This is a genomic window from bacterium, from assembly GCA_012517375.1.
In the GTDB taxonomy this organism is placed as follows: domain Bacteria; phylum Hydrothermota; class Tepidihabitantia; order B3-TA06; family B3-TA06; genus JAAYVC01.
This window is the reverse complement of record JAAYVC010000037.1, coordinates 58,802-73,597: the sequence shown is the minus strand read 5'-3', so window position 1 is coordinate 73,597 and position 14,796 is coordinate 58,802. Positions and strand designations below refer to the sequence as shown.

The following is a 14,796-nucleotide window of genomic DNA, read 5'->3' as shown; positions in this document are numbered from 1 at the left end:
TCCTTTGGGGTGGGCGGTATGCCTTCGAAACCTGTCTCCTTTATGTATCGGCTGAGCTTTTCACGCATCTTCTCGGGTTGCCATCGCGCAATCTCTTCCCATGTATCAAAGCCTGCATCGTGATACAGCCGGGCTCGAACGGCTTTGAGGCCTGAGCTGCGGGCGAGGTTGGACAATTTGACAAGTTCAAGGATGCTTTGTGGCGGAATGCCGGTTTTACCGGATAGTTCTTTTCTGAGTTGCGGCGTTTTACCCGCTTCAACCATCTGCTTCACGCCTGTAATCCCGAGCGCGCTTAGTTTCTTTATATGATCCATGTTGACGCCAATAAAATCCTTTATCTGAAACACTTTGCGTGTCTTGGCTGTCTGCGATTCCCTGAGCTTGTTTGCCAGCTGCGTCATCGTCTTGTTGCCCAAGAAGCTGTAGTAAAGCATTATTCCCCTGACCTTTACCTTGGTCGAATCCTTCTTTTCGGCTTCACATAAAGCAGCATAATCTTTGAGGTCTTTCTCAACTGCATCCTCAAGCTCCTTGCCTTTTTGATGCAGATACTCCTCAAAAAGCCTTACCGAGTTAACAAGTCCTTCCACTACGAGCGGTTTCTTTCCTCGTCGTTTCAGTTCTTTGCTGAATTCTTCTTTTCTCATCTCTCGTCCTTTTTTTTCATCTTCTTAAAAGCCACCCATTCGCTGAAAATGGAGACCTTAATTTGAGATTCATACCAGCACAGGACATATCCAATAGCCCAGGGCGTATTGGGAATCATCCTTTCTTATAGATCTTCTCTGGCTTTAATTCTTTTGAAATCCCGTGCCTTGTAAATAAAAGCGTACTCTTTTAATCGAACTTGTCAAGTCTTACAAGTTCTTCCTCAAGCTCCTGGCGGGCTTCGTTAATAAAAATTCCTAGGTTAGCGAGCCAGTTTGTCCAGTCCGATGTATCGAGCAGCTGCGGGTTCAGACGCAAAAGCTTTGCTTTTTGCAACTGACTTTTCCATACCCCTTGGGTATTACTGACACCCCAATCTGCGGCTTCGCTCTTGGAGCTTAACCTGTTTTCCTTAAGAAATAAGAGAAGTCTTGCGCTAGTGAGTAACCAGTCAATATCGTGTATATCTCCCTTGGGACTGGCAGGTACACCTTTGCAGAAATTCGCAACATCTTCAAGAAGCGACTGCCGGTTAGCTGTCGGGATTTCTTGTCTTAAATCCTTGCCCCATATTACCAGTCCCCGTTCACGGATGACATGGAGCACAAGCCACCCCAGCTGATTCCGCATCCAGGGGACTTCCTTTGTTGTTCCCCACCAGAAGGCCCTTCCTGCAACTCCAGGGTCAAGCATCTTTCGGGGAAGAAAGGCACCTTCCAGCATATGAGCATATATTCCAGAAGCCTCGGACCGAAATGGCTTACGCAGCTCGATGAGTCCATCGCAATCTTTTTCGGAAAGATCATCGTCTGTTACGGCAAGAAAATCGAGGTCTCCGTAACCTGGTGCTAAATCGCCGAAAGTCACTGACCCGTAAAGGATTATAGAAAGCAACCGCTCTTTAAAGAAATCGATTAATTCTTGAGTAAATCTCTTAAGTGTTATCCCCAAAAGTGGTTCTTTAATATCTAAAACTCGTTGCAACCCTTTCAAAATTCGTTCTCCTTCAATACTTAAAACAAACTTATTGACTCATTCGAACTACGTGATTGCCAATCCTCCAGACTTTATCGTTTATTGGACTTTACTTAGTTGTATTTGGCTGTCAAGAAAAACAAGGACTATTGGATTCATTTGAAGAAGCTATGGAATACCTCTTTTTAATATACTTGACACTTTTGCGCGTTTTTTTATAATGAATCTATATTTTCTGAATATTAGAGGTGGACGAGGATGGATTTATGAATCATTGAAAATCACAAGGAAGGTCCTAGATGGCGGGTCAAAAAGAAGGAAAAGGTGAAATAACATGTTTTTTTTCACCGATAAATATGGCGAGAATGATTCGGATAAGATGTACGTTATCCTTGAGGAAAAGCGTGGCAATACCAACAACGAAGAGAAGGTAATCGCAATAGGGAAGATGCTTAAAGACAAGCTCTATTAATATAATATCTTGCACAAACATGGATCCCGGGTTGTAAGGATTTTGCCTATTATGGGTTAACTCCTAAAAACGAGAAGGGGTATTGACAAGCAGCCAAGGGAAGGCATAATGATTTGTATGAACGCAAGAACCTATCCTGATGCAAATGGAAACTAAGACGACGCTGGTTCTTCTTGGAACAGGAACCCCGAACGCACAATCAGGACGGTTTGGTCCTGCTCTTGCCGTAGTATCCAAAGGTCAACCCTACATCGTCGATTTCGGAGCAGGAGTCGTACACAGGGCTCTTGAGGCGGGGCTCAACCCTGCAACGCTCAAACTTGCGTTTCTTACGCATCTTCACTCCGATCACACCGTAGGATACCCCGATTTAATACTCACACCATGGGTTCTAGGCCGCAAGGAACCGCTGCATATCTGGGGACCTCCCGGCATCTCTGCAATGACTTCGCACATCCTTGAAGCATATAAGGAGGATATCCGTGAGCGCTCTAAGGGTCTTCAGCCCTCCAATGAGACAGGGTGGGGGGTTGAGTCGAACGAGATTGACGCACCCGGACGCATATACTTGGATGATAACGTTGCAATCGAGGCGTTCCCGGTCGTTCACGGCTCCTGGAAGGCTTATGGGTATAAGTTTGAAGGAAGCGGCCGGACCATAGTCGTTTCTTCAGATACGGCTCCATCCGATATTTTAATTGAGAAGGCAAAAGGATGCGATATTCTGGTTCACGAGGTTTATTCAGTCGCAGGTTTCAACCGCCGCACGCCGGACTGGCAAGCCTACCACTCGCAAGTGCACACTTCAACCAGTCAGCTTGCCGGTATTGCAAATGCCGCCAAGCCAGGACTGCTCGTTTTATACCATCAGCTCTACTGGGGAACAAGCGATGATGAACTTCTAGCTGAGATTAGGGAGCATTACGACGGTGAAGTGGTCTCTGGCAAGGACCTTGATTCATATTGACAGAATAGGGATGGAGTGCATAATTCAGTAAATTAACTGGAGGACTGCGTGAAGATCATTTATCCGTCAAGTCTAGCAAAAACTATCGACGCCTTGAACGACGCTTTTTTTTCGGGCGTCAGTCTCCCTAAGGATGAAAGGTTAAAGGCTGCAGAGTGGATAGCCGCAAGACATGGTCTGTACGGTTCCTACGCAAACATGTTCGCACCCACAGACAAGGACTTAAAGGATGGCATCAAGGTTTTTACAGGCGAGCGCATAACCACAGGCGCAGGAACATCGCATGTTCTTGGCGAGGAGGCCTGTCGAGCGCTGAATCTCCTTAAAGTACAGGACAGGGGCATCCTGAACGCACTGGAAGAAGCAACCGCAGGCATTCAGGAAAGACTCAATTCCTACTCGTACAACTCAGGAACCTACTGCTGCGGCGCATGCACGGTCTCCGTGTGGCGCCACGCCCTTGTCGGCAGGCTCAGGAATCCTGAGGAGCTGCTGGAAAGAGGCGTCAAGGCCCTCAAGGCTCACCGCCTTGAGGGCGGCAAGTGGCGCAGGTTCCCTTTTTACTATACATTGCTTGCTCTAAATGAAATTGAAGCGCCGACCGCCCTATCGGAGATCAAGCATGCCGCTCCTGTTCTTGAAAGGTCCCTCAAGCGCTCCGAAAGAAGTGATATATATTCCAAGCGGCGCAGGCTTCTTGCGCAACTTCTGCTGGAGAAAATCTAAAAAAGGCGTTTAGCGATGACAAAATTGTTTCCGATTTTTATAGTGATGATTGCGGCGTTACTAAATGCAAGCTGCGGTTTCCGCAAGGAAGTGCAGAAAACACGCGAGATGCGTATTGAAGATATAGATCTTTCAAAGATTAAAGACGGCGTTTATCAAGGTTCATATTCCTATGTGGACGCTGAATTTCTCGTTGAAGTATCAGTCAAGGACCACAGGATAGAAAAGATTGATATTATCGAGGCTTTTACCGGTACTCCTTACGCGGTAAAGGCCCGGGCCGTAGTCGATACCGTAGTAGCTCATCAGTCGCTCAATGTGGATGTAATAACAGGCGCCACTACGACATCCAAGGCATACCTTAAGTGCATAGAGAACGCTTTGAAGGAGGGTATGAAGTAAATGCGGGATTTGACGGCGGATGAGATAATCCGCTTGCTGGGTCTTGAGCGCCTCGAGATGGAGGGCGGGTACTATTGCCAGTCATACCGCTCCACCGAAGTGATCCCGCGCGAGGCTCTCCCCCCCAGGTATAAATCCGCCAAGGTCTTCGGCTCGGCAATATACTATCTCCTTACGCCTGACCAGCGTTCAGCCATGCATAGACTCCCTACTGATGAGATATTCCATTTCTATCTGGGCGACCCGGTTACGCAGCTCCAGCTCCGGCCAGATGGATCGTCTGAGGTTGTACAGATTGGTCCCGATATCGCTTACGGTCAGAGATTGCAGGTGGTTGTGCCCGCTGGAACATGGCAGGGAGCCATCCTCTCGCCTGGCGGACGATTTGCGCTTATGGGAACAACCATGGCCCCCGGGTTCGACTACTCCGAGTACGAGCAAGGAAACAGGAGAGACTTGATGAGAAGGTATCCGGATAGGAAGAACCTTGTTGAGAAGTTAACGGAGGATTGAGATGTCTAAAAAAACGATAATTCTTCTTGCCTTGGCATTTATTGCATTCTTTTCCGGCTGCGGAACGGCTAAGGAAGTGGAAAAAACCATGGCTATGGAGATTGCGGACGTTGATTTAAGCAAAGTCTCAGACGGAACATACCAGGGTTCGCACCCTGTGGGCGTAATGAAGTACACCGTAGCGGTTACTGTTTGTGGTCACAAGATTGAATCAATAGAAATTGTCAAGGCTTTTAGCGGAAACGAATACTCCCGCAAAGGACAGGCGATTCTCGATACCGTTGTTGCCAGGCAATCATTGAAGGTTGATGTAATATCAGGCGCCACCGTGACTTCAAAAGCCTATCTTGCAGCCATCCGTGACGCCCTGATAAAAGGGTCAGTCGAGTAATCATGACGATTTTCTTGGCAATGGCGAGAGGTATCAAAAGAGCTGAAGGCGACGCTCTCGGCAAGGAGGGCGGTTAGTGGATGAAGAAACAAGCCAGCAGCTCGAACGGATTCGCAAAGCCTACGACACGACTGTCGAACAGTATAAGCGGGGAATTGATCCAATGGCAGCTCTTCCTCTGGAGTTCAGGACTTCTCCGGATTTCAAGGAATTCCTGGGAAACGCCAGAGGATGCGGCAGCGCAAACCCGGATATAAAGGATTACCTCTCGCCTCAAGCCGGAATGCGCTTTCTGGATGCCGGCTGCTCGGCTAATCTTGCAAGCTATGGATTCGATAAGTGGCCTTCTGTGTATTATGGCGTTGATATAAGCCCGGCTCTTATCGAAGCTATGCGGAAGTACGCTCACGATAAGGGCGTCTCCGTGGGCGGTCTGTTTTTGGCCGATGTCTCTTCGATGCCGTTTGACAATGATTTCTTTGATATCGCGATGATGATTGGCGTCCTTGAGTACTGTTCATTGCCTTACGTCAAGGACGCCCTTGGGGAGCTTTCAAGGATTCTCAGGCCTAATTCGAGATTAGCGCTCGATATTCCCAATCCGGAACATAAGCATTATTCTTTGATGGTCAGACTCGAGGAGTATCTTGGAAGACCCCATATAGGTTTTTCAAGGAAGTCATTTGAAGAAACAGCAAGAGAGTTTTTCAAAACCGAACGCGTGGATGATTCGCGCGTGATGATTAAGTACTTCGTGAAATCCATAAAAAAGTAGGAGGAGGATATGCCCGATTTGAAAGAACTCGCTCGCTTCCTTTACGGAGACGGGTTCTGGTACGCCGACCCCTTGAAGGAGATTGAAGGGTTGTCTGCGGATCAGCTGTACTGGGTTCCCGACGAGAACAGTCTGCCTGTTATATGGCAGGTCGGACACATAGCACACCGTGAGAGTTATCATATTTCAAGGTTTCTTATGGGCGAAAAGGATCAAGTCATTCCGCCAAGATACGAGGTTTTTGGTGTTGAATGGTGTCCTTCCGAACACCTTCGCAAGTGGGTTGAACCTCTGGAGGATGTCTTTGAATGGGTCAAGGATGTTCGCCGGAAATCGCACCAATATATCGATTCGCTTACCTCGTCGGATTTCCACAACGTCCCTGCAAGCTCTGAGGATAAGCTTTCAATAGCGCACTGGCTCTTTATAACAGCCTGCCACACCGCCCTTCACATAGGCAGAATCCAGGCGCTCCGGGCGATGATTGAAGGCGCAAAAGAACGCGCCTGCTAGGAGGATGCATGAAAGAGCACAAGGCAAGAGCATGGCTGAGAGCGGCATACATACTCGGAGCCTTAATAGATGCAGTGATGGTTCCTGTAATGCTTATCCCCGAGCTGGCGCGAGTGCTCTGGGGGTTTTCCGGCTTCAGCCCGACTTACCGCTACGCCATGATGATGGGCGCGGCGCTCATGCTGGGCTGGACTCTTCTGCTCATCTGGGCCTGTATAAAACCGATTGAAAGACGTGGAGTTGCTCTCCTTACCATCGTCGTGATACTGGGGATTGCCGCAGCTAACATCTACAGCGTTATCACAGGATTGATATCCGCTTCCCGGATGATCTTATCGTGGGTTATGCAGGCGATTCTTGCAGCTTTTTTTACCATTGGCTATTTCGGTTCGAGAGAAAAAAAATGAGCCGGAAGTAGGCTAATGCTTAATCAATCGCAGGTTGACGCATGGCTCGAAGCGCTCTTAGTAAAGTTAATGGCTGCCTTCGGGGAAAGACTCAAATTCATAGGCCACATAGGAAGTTGGGCTCGCGGGGAACCCCACCGTAAAAGCGATATCGACTGCCTGGTAATGCTGGATGTTTGTGCCGATAATGATATACGAACCCTTCGTGATATCTTCAGTGAACTCTCATCCGACGAATTCAAACCAGGAGGAATTCTTGTCTCAGTAAAAGAACTTAAGCAGACTCCTCCGTTTCACATGGCTCAGCTTTTCTTTAATGGCTGCAAGCCCGTTTACGGGTCAGTCGAAGGATTAATACCTGCACCAAGCGCCGAAGATCTTGTTATCGATATCAAGATGAAAGCGTGCGATAACCTGCATATTGCCCGGCATCTTTTGATGTTCGGCGAAAGCTTGTCCAGTATTGTATCAGGCCTGAGGTCCAATTTCTACAGTTGCTTCTTCGCTCTTCAGAACTGGATTTTAGTCGTCCGCGGCAGATACTTTGAACGAAAAAATGACATTCTTGATTACCTTGACGATTTAATCGATAAGCAAGTCGTGAGTGTAGCCAGGGACTGGTATGATATTCAGGACGATCTCCAAACGCGGCCTTCATACTACATAGGGCTTCTAGAACGCTGGGCTAGGGGGATGATTGCAAAACTTGAAGTCTATTCCGCAAAAAAAGAGTGAATTCAGGACCTGCCTAAATCGTTTTCGATTTTATCGCGAATATTCCCATCAAACGAATGCTGGTATCCAGAAAAACCTCCCGGCGTTATTTCTGGGTTTATTCACCAGACGAATATCAGTGTCGAATCGACGGATGAGCCTGCCAGGCAGTAAACGTAGAGCCTGGACATGAACTGTCCGGCGTTTTCGTAAGTGTGAGTGGGTTCCCAGTCGGAGTTGGTGGTGAATCCGTCCCCGAAGTCCCACAACCATTTTGTGTATTCGTTCTTGCTGGTTTGGTTGTAGAAATCCACGGTCAAAGGATGCGATCCGTAGAGCCAGCTGGGCGCAAATACAACCTCGGGTACGGTGGAGTCAGGACCGCAGAAAACAGAATCCGTATGCCATAAAAGCGAGTTTTCCTCATCGAAGATATCGATCCAGTACCAGCCTAGATCGGAGTCGAACGTTGATTCGTAAGCGCCGTTAGAGTCTACCGTTATAACATCGGTAAAAACGGTTTTGACGCTGTCGTACACGGCGTTGAGCCAGCAAACCTTGAGATCACCTCCGCCCTTGACCTGAATCGAAGCGGTAAGTAATGTTTTCGATGAACTTCCGTGCGGGTTAATCTCTACTGAACTCACCGATAAGGGCTCGGTGACCTTTATTACAGCTGAATCCGACGAAGAGCCGGCTAGATTGCAGACGCTTAGTTTTACAACGAACACTCCAGGACTGTCGTACGTATGGACTGGTTCCCAGTCCGATGACGCGGCCCCGTCTCCGAAGTCCCAGCGGCATCTAGTATAAGCGTCTTTTTTGGTTACATTTGAAAAAGTCACCGTCAGCGGTACTGCGCCCGATTCAGGATTAGGCGAAAAATGAACGATGGGCAGGGAGCTATCCGGTCCGCAGAAGACGCTGTCCGTCTGCCAAAGCAGCGAATCACCTTCGTTATAGATATTTATCCAGTACCAGCCGAGGTCGGACGAGATGATTGAGGAGTAAACGCCTGCCGTATCTGTTACAATATCTTCCCTTTTCGCAACCTTAACCGAATCGTAACGGGCGTTCATCCATTCTACTGTGATTTTTCCCTTACCTTCGGTTTCGATGCTCGCCTTCAACGTAGTGCCTGAAGTATCTCCTGGAGGGGTTATTTCAACATATATAACTGAAAAGGGCAGCGCAGGAAAACAAGCAATGAATATCAATGTGCCTGAAACCGCCCATAGTATCTTCTTTAAGACTTGGTTGGAAAAATTCACGGTCTATTGTAATGTATAATGAATTCCTGTCAAGTGTTGAACGCTACAAACTTTCATGTAATCCATACTGTATTTAATAGTACGTATTGACATGCTTACCCCAACCCCTATAATCGAGGTAGAATCTTTCGCATCTTTTATGGTGAGGTGGAAACGGGTGAATTAAAAAAGTGGTTGGGTTGTGTTTGCGGTTTTTTAATTGAAGGATGTATGTTTTGATAATAAACTTCTTGCGGAGAACGAATGAGTAATAAAGCCCTTTCGGCGTATATTTTTTTGCTCATTGCGGCGTTTAACTTGCATGCAAAAAAGACTATAGGGCTTTTAATCAACTCGGAGGAATCCTCCAAAGGCTACACCCTTTTCTCGCCCAACACAAATTATGTAACCTACCTTATAGATAATGACGGCAACCTGGTCCACTCCTGGAACTCAGGCTATAAGCCGGGGCTCATGGCGTATCTTGCACCGGACGGCTATCTTTACCGGGCTATTGTTGTTCCCGGTTCACCGCCTGTAGGCTCTTCAGGAGGAGGGGTGGAGAAGCTGGACTGGCAAAGCAATGTGGTGTGGCATTATGAGATTCCTGGCTCCCACCACGATATTGAGGTTATGCCTTCGGGCAACGTACTCATTATAGCCATGGAGACAATCAAACGCGACCAGGCAATCGAGGCTGGAGCGAATCCCGATTTTCTGACTGGGGATTTGTTATCTGAATACATCGTTGAGGTCGAACCGACAGGTAGTTCTGAAGGTAACATAGTATGGCAATGGCGCTTATGGGACCACCTGGTTCAAAACTATGACCCTTCGAAGGGTAACTACGGGATAGTGAGAGACCATCCAGAACTGATTGATATTAACGCACAGACTTTTTACCAGCCCGATTTCATCCACTTAAACTCCATCGATTATAATGAAGAGCTGGATCAGATAGCTCTTTCGAGCCGCACTTACAGCGAGATATGGGTAATCGATCATGGTACTACTACGGCTGAAGCCCAGGGACATTCAGGAGGCAAGAGAGGAAAGGGCGGCGATTTGCTTTACAGATGGGGTAATCCGCAGATATACGACAGTGGTACTCCAGAGGATCAAATCCTTTTCCAGCAGCATGACGCCCAGTGGATTGCCGAAGGCGTGCCCGGATCCGGCAACATGCTTGTATTCAACAACGGCCCCGAACGTGGCTTTTCTTCTGCGGATGAAATCGCCACCCCGGTAGATTCCAGCGGCAACTACGTTCTTGACGGTTCCCGATTCGGCCCCGATGAGCTTTACTGGTCCTACTCAGCGCCTAACCCAGGTGATTTTTTTGCGCCGGTTATATCGGGCGCCCAGAGACTCCCGAACGGAAATACCCTTATCTGCAACGGTCCTTTGGGCAAGTTTTTCGAGGTTACTCCTGAAGGCGAAGTCGTGTGGCTTTACATCAACCCGGTCAACGAATACGGACCGGCTCGTCAGGGCGATTCAATCGTGAACAATGTTGTTTTCAAGATACGAAGGTATCCGCCCGACTATCCAGCATTCAGCGGTCGGGATATGACCCCAAAGGAACCCATCGAGCTGGCGGGGGTTACGGAGTCGGTGCCCGAGAGCGGTGCTTCGCTATACGCTCCCGGCATTGCCAAAGGCTTCGCGGCAATCTCATACGAGATTGACTTTCCCGGAAATGTCTCAATAAAGCTATACAACGCCACCGGTCAACTGGTAAAGACGCTCGCAAATGAGAATAAGACGTCCGGTTCTTACCAGATAGATGTGAATGAAACCGATTTCAGAGGTCGAAGCCTGGAATCGGGGGTATATTTCATAAAGCTTGAAACCGGCAAGACAAGTCTGACGAAACGAATAGTTCTGGTAAATTAAAATCGCATGCGCTTAGTAAACGTCACTTAACCTCCAAGGAGGATTAATGCAAAAGAAAGTTTTAGTCTTGGTTTATTTAATACTGACTACTTGCCTATTTTCCGCAGTAAAGCAGACGGTAGGCGTGTTTGTAAACGATTCAGCCTCTTTCAAGGGTTACACGCTGTTTTCGCCTGCCTACTGGTATGAAACCTATCTCATAAACAACGAAGGCAGAAAGATACGTTCATGGGAATCAGACCATATTCCGGGACTTGGCGGAGTGGCATATTTGTCAGATGACGGTTACCTTTACCGGTCCATGTATACAGGCCAGCATCCCGTGTTAAACGGGGGAGGGGCTACGGGCGGAATTCAGAAGTTCGACTGGGACGGCAATATGGTATGGAATTTCGAGTACTCAGGAGACAAATACCTTTCGCACCACGACATTGAGATACTTCCCTCAGGAAACGTGCTGATGATAGCGTGGGAGATAAAAAGTAACACGGAAGCCATTCTGGCAGGCGCAGATATAAGCAAGCTGCACGGTCTGTCCCTTTACCCCGATTACGTCATAGAAGTTGAACCAGTAGGTGCGGACAGCGGCAACATCGTATGGCAGTGGCATGCCTGGGATCACCTTGTGCAGGACTACGATTCAATGGTTAACAACTACGGGAAAGTAGCGGACCATCCCGAACGAATTGACCTCAACGCGCGCAACGTATTCACATCCGATTTCATTCACCTCAACTCCGTCAAATACAACAAGGAACTGGACCAGATCATCCTGACTACCCCCTTCTACAACGAAGTATGGGTAATCGATCACTCCACGACAACACAAGAGGCTAAAGGGCATACAGGCGGCAGGTACGGAAGGGGCGGCGACCTGCTGTACCGCTGGGGAAATCCTGCATATTACGACAGGGGTTATTCTTACGACCAGAAGATCTTCGGCGGGCACGACGCCAACTGGATAGAGCCCGGCTGTCCAGGAGAAGGCAACATCATCTTCTTCAACAACGGTTCTGTTCAGTCCGGCAGACCCTACTCGTCGCTGGATGAATTCAAGCCTCCGGTCGACGAAGAAGGCAATTATATCGGCAAGCAGCCATGGGGTCCGACCGGACTCGCATGGACTTATACCGCGCCGATTCCAGGGGATTTCTTCGTCCCCTACATCTGCGGGGCGCAGCGTCTGCCTAACGGCAATACGCTTGCCTGCAAAGGACCCTCTGGCGAGTTCTTCGAGGTGACTCCGGAGGGCGATATCGTTTGGCGTTATATCGATCCGGTCACGGACAGCGGCCCGGTCTGGCAGGGAGATTCAGTTTACAGCAATTCTGTTTTCAAGATACGGCGCTACGCACCCGATTATCCAGCCTTTGCGGGAAGAGACATGGCACCTGGAAAGCACGTAGAGCTTTATCCGGATGATTCGGTGCCTGGTGTGAGCGAGCTAGAGCGAGATGAGGAGATTCAGTTGACGCTCTCCTCCTACCTTCTAAGGAACAATGTGGAGATCTCATACGAGCTTGGTCTTGAAGGCAATGCTTCGATTAAGATATATAATGCAGCAGGACAGGTAGTAAGAAGCCTTGTTGACGGTCCAAAAACCCAGGGTTGTTACAAGGTCGTCTGGGATGGAACCGATGACCGAGGGCATCATCTGAGTTCGGGCGTCTACTTCATCAGGTTCGAAACCGGAAAAGCAAGCTTGAGGGAGCGCGTAGTTCTTGTAAGGTAGCGACAGCTTACTCTTTCACGGTTTATTGAGCGGCTTAACTCATCATATGATTAATGAACCCTGGCAGAGGGTTTTTACGAATAAACTTTGAAATCCTCAAGGAGAGGTTGAAGAGCGATGCAAGCGGGGAATATGTAGCCGTTAAGCTCAAGGAAGACTGACAGCCGGAGCAGATAGCGGGCAGGATAGATAAGCCTGGCTTATCCATCAGTCATGAGGCCATCTGCCACTCTATTCACCGCCACACAACTCCTGACCGGGAAGCGCTTATAGATTGTCTTCGACGCTCTCACAAGCGACGCAAGCGGAAAGGGCATGCCTCCCGCAAGCATAAGTCTAAGATAATCAAGCGCATAGAGATAGATGGGAGACCCGTTGAGGTCGAGGCGAAAGCGAGGTTCGGAGACTGGGAGCCGGACACGCAGGTTCGCATAAGACGAACCGGCTTCGTCAGGCATCGCGGCAAAGCAAGGCCGCTTTGTTATCTGAAGTCGCTAAACTTGATGTTGCCCTTCAATGTCGAATGTAGTTATTCACAAATCAATCTTCCGGCGAGAATTCGTCTTTGGAGGCTCCGCAAACCGGACAGGTCCAGTCCGCAGGCAGTTCCTCGAAGGGTGTACCAGCAGATATATCGTGCTCAGGATCGCCTTCTGCCGGGTCGTAAACGTATCCGCAAACGTTGCATACGTATCTTTTCATCACTAACTCCATGTTTTAATATTTCAGATTATCCTTCTTTATGAGTGCGGAAGGATTAGACAATCGCATCAAATGATACTCTATCCGAAGATAATTTCAACCAGCTCGCGAGGCTCCAGCCTGAAGGGAGAGCCCTTGCCCTGAAAGAATCCGTGCTCCATGATAAGATGTATGGAAAGATCGGACCATTGTATTTTTTTCCCAAGGTCGACACGCGTGGCTGTCGTAACCGTCTTCTGGCAAAGCGCGCCGTGAGGCCACGGACAGGGTATGAGGCCGCGGTTGTCATCCGCGCAGACCTCGATATTACCAGATACGCTGCAGCTTGCGCCTAGCTCCGCTTTTGCGAGTTCGGTAAGCTCATGCATCCTTTCGGCTATCTCTTCCATGGTAAGACCGAGCGAGGCGACCTCGCGGGCGTCTGCGTCGAGGATCTCCGTGAGGTCTCTGGCGTCGTTGCCGAGGAATCCCGCCAGGGAGAGCTTGGATTCCCGAAGCGTCTCCTCAAGCTTCTTCATCTGCGGTGATTTCTTCATCTCTCCAACCTATGAAAACTTGTCATAATAGATTTTATCGAGGGGTATCCCGAGAGAGGTAAGCACGGCTATAGCGGAATCAATCATGCCCGGGCTTCCGCAAAGGTATCCCTCGTAATTTCCGGCATCAGGTTGCGACTCCAGGTATTTCTTTGCAGCATCCGTTACCCTCCCTCTCTCGCCCCTCCAGTCCGCGCTTTCCGGTTCGGATACGACCGGCACGAAACGGAATTCCGCCAGTTCCTTCTCGAATGCGCTCATCCGGTCTGAAAGAAAGAGGTCCTTTAGAGTCCTCACGCCGAAGAAAAAGATTGACTTGCGGGAATTGGCGGTATTATGCATATGGTGAAGCATGCACTTTATAGGCGCAATGCCCGAACCTCCCGCAATGAAGATTATCGGCGCCTGCGTATCGCGCAGGTAGAACTCGCCGTGCGGACCGTTTATGCGGACTTCGGAACCCTCTTTAAGATGATCGAACATATAGGTTGTGCATATTCCGCCCGTGACCCGGCGGACAATCAATTCGAGGTGATCCTTCTCGGAAGGGTCTGAGGAGATGGAGTACGCGCGGTATACCTCCTCCGGGCTGCCCTTGTAGGCGGGCGCAAGGAACTGAACGTACTGGCCGGGCGTGTAGGCTATCTCCCCTGGATCGGTAAGCTTAATGCGGTATTCTTTTATATCGTAGGTGTAGTCCGTTATCTTTTCGCAGACGCCAGCGTATTCCTTGATTGAGAAGAGCTCCGACGGTATCCGGATGGCTAGATTGCTGCGTACCTTGACCTGGCATGAAAGGCGTACGCCTTCCGACCGGGCTTTGTTGTCGATGTAGGGTTCCTCTGTAGGAAGCAGGGGTCCGCCGCCTTCAAGAACCCTGACCTTGCAGTACGCACAGGTGCCGCGGCCGCCGCATGCCGATGGTATGAATATCTTCTGAGCCTTGAGAGTCTCGAGCAGCGAACTGCCTCCCTTTACGGAAAACGTTCTCTCGCCTGCGTTTATGTCTATCTCGACTTCTCCGTAGTTTGCAATGAAGCGCTCGGCTATTACAAGAAGCGCCGCGAGAAATGCACCTACCGCACTCACTACGAGTATCGAGATCAGCGCATTAGCCATTCGATTCCTTCTTGGTTTTTTCAAGGATTAGGAAGTCTCTGAAGCGCAAAAGGTC

At 49.1% G+C, this 14,796-nt stretch carries 18 protein-coding genes; 12 read left to right on the top strand and 6 right to left on the bottom strand.

Annotation, left to right across the window (positions count from 1 at the left end; translation table 11 throughout):
* Positions 1-650 (bottom strand): DUF4332 domain-containing protein (locus GX441_04830; GenBank protein ID NLI97968.1); only part of this gene is annotated, 650 nt, incomplete at its 3' end.
* Positions 651-840: 190 nt separating this feature from the next.
* Positions 841-1,644 (bottom strand): DUF4111 domain-containing protein, encoded by an 804-nt coding sequence (locus GX441_04825; protein ID NLI97967.1) that lies wholly within the window; start codon positions 1,642-1,644, stop codon positions 841-843.
* A gap of 316 nt (positions 1,645-1,960) precedes the next feature.
* Here GX441_04825 and GX441_04820 point away from each other — a divergent pair, with 316 nt between their 5' ends.
* The 10 genes from GX441_04820 to GX441_04775 all read left to right on the top strand — a co-directional run bounded on the left by GX441_04820 (position 1,961) and on the right by GX441_04775 (position 7,527).
* Positions 1,961-2,098 carry a hypothetical protein gene (locus tag GX441_04820; protein NLI97966.1) on the top strand — a complete coding sequence of 46 codons (138 nt, stop codon included), beginning with the start codon at positions 1,961-1,963 and terminating at the stop codon, positions 2,096-2,098.
* 139 nt (positions 2,099-2,237) lie between these two features.
* Positions 2,238-3,065 carry an MBL fold metallo-hydrolase gene (locus GX441_04815; GenBank protein ID NLI97965.1) on the top strand — a complete coding sequence of 276 codons (828 nt, stop codon included), beginning with the start codon at positions 2,238-2,240 and terminating at the stop codon, positions 3,063-3,065.
* Positions 3,066-3,113: 48 nt separating this feature from the next.
* A complete protein-coding gene (locus tag GX441_04810) occupies positions 3,114-3,791 on the top strand; it encodes a hypothetical protein (protein ID NLI97964.1) in 678 nt (225 codons plus the stop codon).
* Positions 3,792-3,806: 15 nt separating this feature from the next.
* A complete protein-coding gene (locus GX441_04805) occupies positions 3,807-4,193 on the top strand; it encodes an FMN-binding protein (GenBank protein NLI97963.1) in 387 nt (128 codons plus the stop codon).
* Complete coding sequence (locus GX441_04800; protein ID NLI97962.1) at positions 4,194-4,706, top strand: cupin domain-containing protein; 513 nt, start codon at positions 4,194-4,196, stop codon at positions 4,704-4,706.
* A 1-nt stretch (position 4,707) separates the two neighbouring features.
* Entirely contained in the window at positions 4,708-5,097 is a 390-nt protein-coding gene (locus GX441_04795) for an FMN-binding protein (protein NLI97961.1), read from the top strand.
* Positions 5,098-5,173: 76 nt separating this feature from the next.
* Positions 5,174-5,872 (top strand): class I SAM-dependent methyltransferase, encoded by a 699-nt coding sequence (locus GX441_04790; GenBank protein ID NLI97960.1) that lies wholly within the window; start codon positions 5,174-5,176, stop codon positions 5,870-5,872.
* Positions 5,873-5,881: 9 nt separating this feature from the next.
* Positions 5,882-6,385 carry a DinB family protein gene (locus tag GX441_04785; GenBank protein NLI97959.1) on the top strand — a complete coding sequence of 168 codons (504 nt, stop codon included), beginning with the start codon at positions 5,882-5,884 and terminating at the stop codon, positions 6,383-6,385.
* Positions 6,386-6,393: 8 nt separating this feature from the next.
* Entirely contained in the window at positions 6,394-6,792 is a 399-nt protein-coding gene (locus tag GX441_04780) for a hypothetical protein (protein NLI97958.1), read from the top strand.
* A 15-nt stretch (positions 6,793-6,807) separates the two neighbouring features.
* Complete coding sequence (locus GX441_04775; protein NLI97957.1) at positions 6,808-7,527, top strand: nucleotidyltransferase domain-containing protein; 720 nt, start codon at positions 6,808-6,810, stop codon at positions 7,525-7,527.
* Between the two features lie 101 nt (positions 7,528-7,628).
* Here the strand turns inward: GX441_04775 and GX441_04770 are convergent, their stop codons facing one another.
* Entirely contained in the window at positions 7,629-8,777 is a 1,149-nt protein-coding gene (locus GX441_04770) for a PKD domain-containing protein (protein NLI97956.1), read from the bottom strand.
* 243 nt (positions 8,778-9,020) lie between these two features.
* On the opposite strand from GX441_04770, the gene GX441_04765 reads away from it, so the two are divergent.
* Complete coding sequence (locus tag GX441_04765; GenBank protein NLI97955.1) at positions 9,021-10,652, top strand: T9SS type A sorting domain-containing protein; 1,632 nt, start codon at positions 9,021-9,023, stop codon at positions 10,650-10,652.
* Positions 10,653-10,698: 46 nt separating this feature from the next.
* Positions 10,699-12,384 carry a T9SS type A sorting domain-containing protein gene (locus tag GX441_04760; protein ID NLI97954.1) on the top strand — a complete coding sequence of 562 codons (1,686 nt, stop codon included), beginning with the start codon at positions 10,699-10,701 and terminating at the stop codon, positions 12,382-12,384.
* A gap of 540 nt (positions 12,385-12,924) precedes the next feature.
* Here the strand turns inward: GX441_04760 and GX441_04755 are convergent.
* The 3 genes from GX441_04755 to GX441_04745 form a co-directional block, all read right to left on the bottom strand.
* Entirely contained in the window at positions 12,925-13,086 is a 162-nt protein-coding gene (locus GX441_04755) for a rubredoxin (protein NLI97953.1), read from the bottom strand.
* Positions 13,087-13,166: 80 nt separating this feature from the next.
* The gene (locus tag GX441_04750) at positions 13,167-13,622 is read right to left on the bottom strand and encodes a hypothetical protein (GenBank protein NLI97952.1); all 456 of its coding nucleotides are present in this window, start codon (positions 13,620-13,622) and stop codon (positions 13,167-13,169) included.
* A 9-nt stretch (positions 13,623-13,631) separates the two neighbouring features.
* The gene (locus GX441_04745; protein ID NLI97951.1) at positions 13,632-14,741 is read right to left on the bottom strand and encodes a 2Fe-2S iron-sulfur cluster binding domain-containing protein; all 1,110 of its coding nucleotides are present in this window, start codon (positions 14,739-14,741) and stop codon (positions 13,632-13,634) included.
* Positions 14,742-14,796 lie beyond the last annotated feature (55 nt).

Coding starts and splice junctions, on each gene's coding strand:
- GX441_04820 (NLI97966.1), top strand. CDS start 1,961: ATGTTTTTTTTCACCGATAAATATGGCGAGAATGATTCGGATAAGATG.
- GX441_04815 (NLI97965.1), top strand. CDS start 2,238: ATGCAAATGGAAACTAAGACGACGCTGGTTCTTCTTGGAACAGGAACC.
- GX441_04805 (NLI97963.1), top strand. CDS start 3,807: ATGACAAAATTGTTTCCGATTTTTATAGTGATGATTGCGGCGTTACTA.
- GX441_04800 (NLI97962.1), top strand. CDS start 4,194: ATGCGGGATTTGACGGCGGATGAGATAATCCGCTTGCTGGGTCTTGAG.
- GX441_04795 (NLI97961.1), top strand. CDS start 4,708: ATGTCTAAAAAAACGATAATTCTTCTTGCCTTGGCATTTATTGCATTC.
- GX441_04785 (NLI97959.1), top strand. CDS start 5,882: ATGCCCGATTTGAAAGAACTCGCTCGCTTCCTTTACGGAGACGGGTTC.
- GX441_04780 (NLI97958.1), top strand. CDS start 6,394: ATGAAAGAGCACAAGGCAAGAGCATGGCTGAGAGCGGCATACATACTC.
- GX441_04775 (NLI97957.1), top strand. CDS start 6,808: ATGCTTAATCAATCGCAGGTTGACGCATGGCTCGAAGCGCTCTTAGTA.
- GX441_04765 (NLI97955.1), top strand. CDS start 9,021: ATGAGTAATAAAGCCCTTTCGGCGTATATTTTTTTGCTCATTGCGGCG.
- GX441_04760 (NLI97954.1), top strand. CDS start 10,699: ATGCAAAAGAAAGTTTTAGTCTTGGTTTATTTAATACTGACTACTTGC.
- GX441_04755 (NLI97953.1), bottom strand. CDS start 13,086: ATGAAAAGATACGTATGCAACGTTTGCGGATACGTTTACGACCCGGCA.
- GX441_04750 (NLI97952.1), bottom strand. CDS start 13,622: ATGAAGAAATCACCGCAGATGAAGAAGCTTGAGGAGACGCTTCGGGAA.
- GX441_04745 (NLI97951.1), bottom strand. CDS start 14,741: ATGGCTAATGCGCTGATCTCGATACTCGTAGTGAGTGCGGTAGGTGCA.